Source organism: Pseudomonas sp. SDT291_1_S447 (assembly GCF_054070155.1).
Window position 1 is genome coordinate 1 of sequence record NZ_JBSVXS010000190.1, and the last position, 6,955, is coordinate 6,955.

Annotated in this window: 3 protein-coding genes; 1 reads left to right on the forward strand and 2 read right to left on the reverse strand. The window is 59.4% G+C overall.

Features of this window, described 5'->3' with window-relative positions; translation table 11 throughout:
* Positions 1-918: 918 nt before the first annotated feature.
* Both ACW9IR_RS28110 and purL read right to left on the reverse strand, forming a co-directional pair.
* A complete protein-coding gene (locus tag ACW9IR_RS28110; protein ID WP_110719097.1) occupies positions 919-1,230 on the reverse strand; it encodes a Nif3-like dinuclear metal center hexameric protein in 312 nt (103 codons plus the stop codon).
* A 5-nt stretch (positions 1,231-1,235) separates the two neighbouring features.
* Positions 1,236-5,132 (reverse strand): phosphoribosylformylglycinamidine synthase, encoded by a 3,897-nt coding sequence (purL, locus tag ACW9IR_RS28115; protein WP_457465879.1) that lies wholly within the window; start codon positions 5,130-5,132, stop codon positions 1,236-1,238.
* 285 nt (positions 5,133-5,417) lie between these two features.
* Here purL and mltF point away from each other — a divergent pair, with 285 nt between their 5' ends.
* The gene (gene mltF, locus ACW9IR_RS28120; RefSeq protein ID WP_102900605.1) at positions 5,418-6,878 is read left to right on the forward strand and encodes a membrane-bound lytic murein transglycosylase MltF; all 1,461 of its coding nucleotides are present in this window, start codon (positions 5,418-5,420) and stop codon (positions 6,876-6,878) included.
* Positions 6,879-6,955 lie beyond the last annotated feature (77 nt).

Consider the following 6,955-nt stretch of genomic DNA (forward strand, 5'->3'; position numbering starts at 1 on the left):
CGTGAAATACCGAGCCGAACTCAGATTCTCAAACAGATCAAAAGCCCCTCACCCTCCCCTCACCCAGAGGGCGAGGGGACTGACCGAGGTGTTTGGTGGATGTTCGCCGACGTGAAATACCGAGCCGAACTCAGATTCTCAAACAGATCAAAAGCCCCTCACCCTTCTCCTCACCCAGAGGGCAAGAGGACTGATCGAGGTGTTTGGTGGATGTACGCCGACGTGAAATACCGAGTCGAACTCAGATTCTCAAACAGATCAAAAGCCCCTCACCCTAGCCCTCTCCCAGAGGGAGAGGGGACTGACCGGGGTGTTTGGTGGATCTACGCTGACGTGAAATACCGAGTCGAATTCAGATCCTGAAAAGCCCAAAAATCGGCCCCCTCTCCCTCGGGAGAGGGCTGGGGTGAGGGGCAGCTCCAACACAAATCAAAAGCCGAACACCCCGTGCTCTTCACCACTCAATAGGCCGAGTGTCAGCTCGCCTGCTTTTGATCTTGATCCACCGGCCCCGTCGGCAGGCTGAGTGGAGGGATTTATCCGGGGGTGGGAGCGCAGCGACCGTTTGGCGTAGCCAAATGCATCGAGAGGAGGTGCAGCGAAGCAAACCGGAGGCGATGCGCCCGGATGAATTCCGGAGCGAAGGAACCCCGAGCTTTAGCGAGCGGGCCGAACGTTGGGGCAAGCGTTTTTTGCTTACTTTTTTAGGCGTTTGTAAAAAAGTGAGTCGCCGTAAGGGCGAAACCGCCAGCCGCAGCCCCCGAAGAAACGGATATTCACTCAGTCAGCCAGAGCATGGTCGCCTGTCAGGGTGCCATCGCGAGCAGGCTCACTCCTACAGAAAAGCAAATCGCAGGCAACAAAAAACCCGCAGACAATCACTCATCTGCGGGTTTCCTGTTTAAGCAGCAAGAAAGATCAGAAATCTTCCAGCCGCCACACCTCATAAGCCGGCGTCTCGTACGGATGACTGAGCTTCAGCGCAGCCACAACAGCCACGATCAACTCATCCGCCACCACAAGCTCAACCTTCCATTCCTCAACCCGCTCAACCTGCCCCGCTTCACCAACGAACGGCTGACTACCGTCCAAAGGCCGAAACTGACCAGACCCAAGCACCTGCCACGCACAGTGGTCATAGTCACCGATCCGCCCACCACCCGCAGCGAACACAGCCCCTTTGACCACCTCGACATGACTGTCAGGAACAAAAAACGCCAGCTTGTACACAGGCCTTAGTTCACCCAGACGCGTGCATTACGGAACATACGCATCCAAGGTGCGTCTTCGTTCCAGTCTTCCGAACGCCACGAGTTCTGCACCGCGCGGAACACACGCTCCGGGTGCGGCATCATGATCGTCACACGGCCATCACGACTGGTGAGACCGGTAATCCCGCGCGGCGAACCGTTCGGGTTAGCCGGATACTTCTCGGTGACCTTGCCATGGTTGTCGACGAAACGCATCGCCACGCAACCCGACAGATCGGCTTCCAGCAGTGCTTCTTCGCTGGAGAACTCGGCGTGACCTTCACCGTGAGCAATGGCGATCGGCATACGCGAACCGGCCATGCCTTGCAGGAAGATCGAGTTCGATTCCTGAATCTGCACCATCGCCACGCGCGCTTCGAACTGCTCGGAGCGGTTACGCACGAAGTGCGGCCAGAACTCGCTGCCCGGGATCAGCTCGTGCAGGTTGGACATCATCTGGCAACCGTTGCACACGCCGAGGGTGAAGCTGTCGTTACGCTCGAAGAAGCCCTGGAACGCATCGCGGGCGCGGCTGTTGAACAGCGCCGACTTGGCCCAGCCCTCACCGGCGCCGAGCACGTCGCCGTAGGAGAAACCACCGCACGCCACCAGACCTTTGAACTCGTTCAGGTCGACACGGCCAGCGAGAATGTCGCTCATGTGCACGTCGATCGCGTTGAAACCTGCGCGGTCGAACGCCGCCGCCATTTCCACCTGACCGTTGACGCCCTGCTCACGCAGCACGGCAACCTGTGGGCGGATGCCTTTCTTGATGTAAGGCGCGGCGATGTCCTGGTTGACGTCGTAGCTGAGCTTGACGCTCAGGCCCGGGTTGTCTTCTTCCAGCAGCACGTCGAACTCTTGCTCGGCGCAGTCGGCGTTGTCGCGCAGACGCTGGATCTGGTAGCTGGTTTCAGCCCAGGTACGTTGCAGCAGACGACGCTGGCCTTCGAACACGGTGTCACCGTTGAAGGTGATGTTGATCTGGCCATTGTTGATCGGCTGACCGATCACCGACACGCAGTCGCCCAGACCGGCCGCGCTGAATTGCGCGAGGATGTCTGGCGTGGCGTCCTGACGAACCTGGATCACTGCACCCAGTTCTTCGTTGAACAGGATCGCAGCGATTTCTGCCGAGGACTCAGCAACGCTGTCGAGGTTCAGGCTCAGACCGCAGTGGCCGGCGAAGGCCATTTCCACCACGGAGGTCAGCAGACCACCGTCGGAACGGTCGTGGTAAGCCAGCAGGTGACCGTCGGCGTTGAGGCCCTGGATCACCGCGAAGAAGGCTTTCAGGTCTTCGGCGTCATCGACGTCCGGTGCGTGTTTGCCGAGCTTGCCGTGTGTCTGAGCAAGGATCGAAGCGCCCATACGGTTCTGCCCGCGACCGAGGTCGATCAGGATCAGGTCGGTGGTGCCCTTGTCCATGCGCAGTTCCGGGGTCAGGGTCTGACGGATGTCAGCCACTGGCGCGAAACCGGTCACGATCAGCGACATCGGCGAGGTCACGGTTTTTTCTTCGCCGTTATCGTTCCAGCGAGTGGCCATGGACATCGAGTCCTTGCCCACCGGAATGGTGATGCCCAGCTCAGGGCACAGTTCCATACCGACCGCTTTCACGGTGTCGTACAGACGTGCATCTTCGCCCGGGTGGCCAGCAGCCGACATCCAGTTCGCCGACAGTTTGATGTCGGAGATCTTGTTGATGCGCGAAGCAGCGATGTTGGTCAGGGTTTCGCCGATGGCCATGCGGCCCGACGCAGGAGCGTCCAGCAGTGCCAGCGGAGTGCGCTCGCCCATTGCCATCGCTTCACCGGTGTAGACATCGAAACTGGTCGCGGTGACGGCAACGTCAGCCACTGGGACCTGCCACGGGCCGACCATTTGGTCACGGGCCACGAGGCCGGTGATGGTACGGTCGCCGATGGTGATCAGGAAGCTCTTGCTGGCCACGGCCGGGTGATGCAGAACACGTTCGATGGATTCGCTGATGTCGAGGTTCGACGGATCGAAGTCATCACCCAGTTCCGCTTCGCGAACCACCGAACGGTGCATGCGCGGGGCTTTGCCCAGCAACACTTCCAGTGGCATGTCCACCGGGTTGTTGCCGAAGTGGCTGTCGGTCACGGTCAGTTGCGGCTCGGCGGTGGCTTCACCAACAACGGCAAACGGGCAACGCTCACGTTCGCAGATCGCCTGGAAGCGCTCGAAGTCTTCCGGGCCGACGGCCAGAACGTAACGTTCCTGGGATTCGTTGGACCAGATTTCGTGCGGGGCCATGCCCGGCTCGTCGTTTGGAATGTTGCGCAGTTCGAAACGGCCACCGCGGTCGCCGTCGTTGACCAGCTCCGGGAAGGCGTTGGACAAACCGCCCGCACCCACGTCGTGGATGAAGCTGATCGGGTTCTTGTCGCCCAGTTGCCAGCAACGGTCGATGACTTCCTGGCAACGACGCTCCATTTCAGGGTTTTCACGCTGCACGGAAGCGAAGTCGAGATCCGCCGAGCTGGTGCCGGTGGCCATCGAGGAAGCGGCGCCGCCACCCAGACCAATCAACATCGCCGGGCCGCCGAGAACAATCAGCTTGGAGCCAACGACGATCTCGCCTTTCTTGACGTGTTCTTCACGGATGTTGCCCATGCCGCCAGCGAGCATGATCGGCTTGTGGTAGCCGCGAACTTCGTCACCGTGCGGGGTGGTGATCGACTGTTCGAAGGTACGGAAGTAGCCAGTCAGGGCCGGACGACCGAATTCGTTGTTGAACGCGGCGCCGCCGAGCGGGCCTTCGATCATGATGTCCAGCGCGGTAACGATGCGCTCAGGCTTGCCGTACGGCACTTCCCACGGCTGTTCGAAGCCCGGGATCTGCAGGTTGGAAACGGTGAAACCGGTCAGGCCAGCCTTTGGCTTGGCGCCACGGCCGGTGGCACCTTCGTCACGGATCTCGCCGCCGGAACCGGTCGATGCGCCCGGGAACGGAGCGATCGCGGTCGGGTGGTTGTGGGTTTCAACCTTCATCAGGATGTGCACCGGCTCCTGCACCGCGCCGTACTGGCGGGTCTCAGGATTCGGGAAGAAACGGCCGGCAACGTTGCCGACGATCACCGAGGCGTTGTCCTTATAAGCCGACAGAACACCTTCGCTGTGCATCACGTAGGTGTTCTTGATCATGCCGAACAGGCTTTTTTCCTGGTTCTCGCCATCAATATCCCAACTGGCGTTGAAGATCTTGTGACGGCAGTGCTCGGAGTTGGCCTGGGCGAACATCATCAGTTCGATGTCGTGCGGATTGCGCTTCAAGCCGTTGAAGGCGTCGACCAGATAGTCGATTTCGTCTTCAGCCAGGGCCAGGCCCAGCTCGGTGTTGGCTTTTTCCAGCGCGGCGCGACCACCACCGAGGATGTCGATTGCAGTCAGCGGCTTCGGCTCGGCGTGGCTGAACAGACCGGCGGCCTGCTCGAGGTTGGCCAGCACGATCTGGGTCATTCGGTCATGCAGCACGTCGGCAATCTGCTGGGCTTCGGCTTCGCTGAACTGACCGGCCACGTAGAAGGCGATACCGCGCTCCAGACGCTGGATCTTGCTCAGGCCGCAGTTGCGGGCGATGTCGCTGGCCTTGCTCGACCATGGCGAGATGGTGCCGAAACGCGGCAACACCAGAAACAGACGGCCGGTCGGCTCTTGAACCGGAACACTTGGGCCGTACTTCAGAAGGCGCGCTAGCACCTGCTGTTCGTCGCCGGTCAGGACGCCGGTGACTTCGGCGAAGTGAGCGAATTCAGCATACAGGCCACTGACAGCTGGAACCTTCTGGCTCAGTTGCTCAAGGAGTTTGCTGTGGCGAAAGGCAGAAAGGGCAGGAGCGCCGCGCAGGATCAACATCTTCGGGACAGCCTCGGGAAGGGGTGTGCTTTGAGGCCGTGCATTCTAGCCTAAACCGCCCTCAACATCACCCGAAACGCTACGCACGGTTGCACTCGGGTATCAATCTGTGTTTCCGACTTCAGAGTCAGGTAAATCAGCTGTTCAGAGGCCGCTTATTTTTACTGTAACAAAAAGCCGTAAAGGCCCGTTTCTATGGGGTTTCGCTCGGTTTTGTGATCGCTAGCAGACTCGCTCTGCACTGTCGAGATATGGCGCCCGTGGCCGTTTGCGTATACTGCGCAGATGTTTTTCCCAACGGCTTTGCGTCCGCGGTACGCCAAATGGCTGATCGCAACCGGACTCTTCCTGATGCTCGGTGGCTGTGTTGATAAACCCAACACACTCGAGCGCGTAAAGGAGGATGGTGTGCTGCGGGTGATTACCCGTAACAGCCCCGCCACCTACTTTCAGGATCGCAGCGGTGAAACCGGCTTCGAATACGAGCTGGTGAAGCGCTTCGCCGACGATTTGGGTGTCGAGCTGAAGATCGAGACCGCCGACAACCTCGACGACCTCTTCAACCAGATCGGCAAACCCAACGGCCCGGTGCTGGCCGCCGCCGGTCTGGTCAGCAGTGATCAGCGCAAGCAGCAGGTGCGCTTCTCGCACTCCTACCTTGAAGTCACCCCGCAGATCATCTATCGCAACGGCCAGTCGCGGCCGACCGATCCGGGTGATCTGGTCGGCAAGAAGATCATGGTGCTTAAAGGCAGCACCCACGCTGAACAACTGGCGGAGCTGAAAAAGAAATTCCCCGGCATCGAATACGAAGAGTCCGATGCGGTTGAAGTGGTCGACCTACTGCGCATGGTCGATGAAGGGCAGATTGACCTGACCCTGGTCGACTCCAACGAAGTGGCGATGAATCAGGTGTACTTCACCAACATTCGTGTGGCCTTCGACCTCGGCGATGCGCGCAGCCAGAGCTGGGCGGTCGGCCCGGGCGAAGACAACAGTCTGCTCAACGAGATCAACGCGTATCTGGACAAGGTGCAGAAAAACGGCACCCTGCAACGCTTGAAGGATCGTTATTACGGCCACGTCGATGTCCTCGGCTATATGGGCGCCACGACCTTCGCCCAGCACTTGCAGCAGCGCCTGCCGAAATACGAACAGCACTTCAAGAACTACGCGAAGAAAGAGAAAGTCGATTGGCGCCTGCTGGCGGCCATTGGTTATCAGGAATCGCTGTGGCAGCCGACGGTTACCTCGAAGACCGGCGTGCGCGGGTTGATGATGCTGACCCAGAACACTGCGCAAGCGATGGGCGTATCCAACCGTCTCGATCCGAAGCAAAGCATCATGGGCGGGGCGAAATACCTGGCTTATATGAAGGATCAGCTCGACGACTCGATCAAGGAACCGGATCGCACCTGGTTTGCCCTGGCAGCCTATAACGTCGGCAGCGGTCACCTGGATGACGCGCGCAAACTGACGGCCAAGGAAGGGTTGAACCCGGACAAATGGCTGGACGTGAAAAAGATTCTGCCGCGTCTGTCGCAGAAGCAGTGGTACAGCAAGACGCGTTATGGCTACGCCCGGGGTGGCGAGCCGGTGCATTTTGTGGCGAACATTCGTCGCTACTACGACATTTTGACCTGGGTGACGCAGCCGCAGCTTGAAGGTGATCAAGTGGCTGAGGGCAACTTGCATGTGCCCGGCATCGACAAATCAAAGCCCACTCAAGAGCCTGCCCCGCTCTAACAGACATCCCAGTCAAATGTAGGAGTGAGCCTGCTCGCGATAGCGGTGTGTCAGTCAATTAATTTTGTCTGACACTT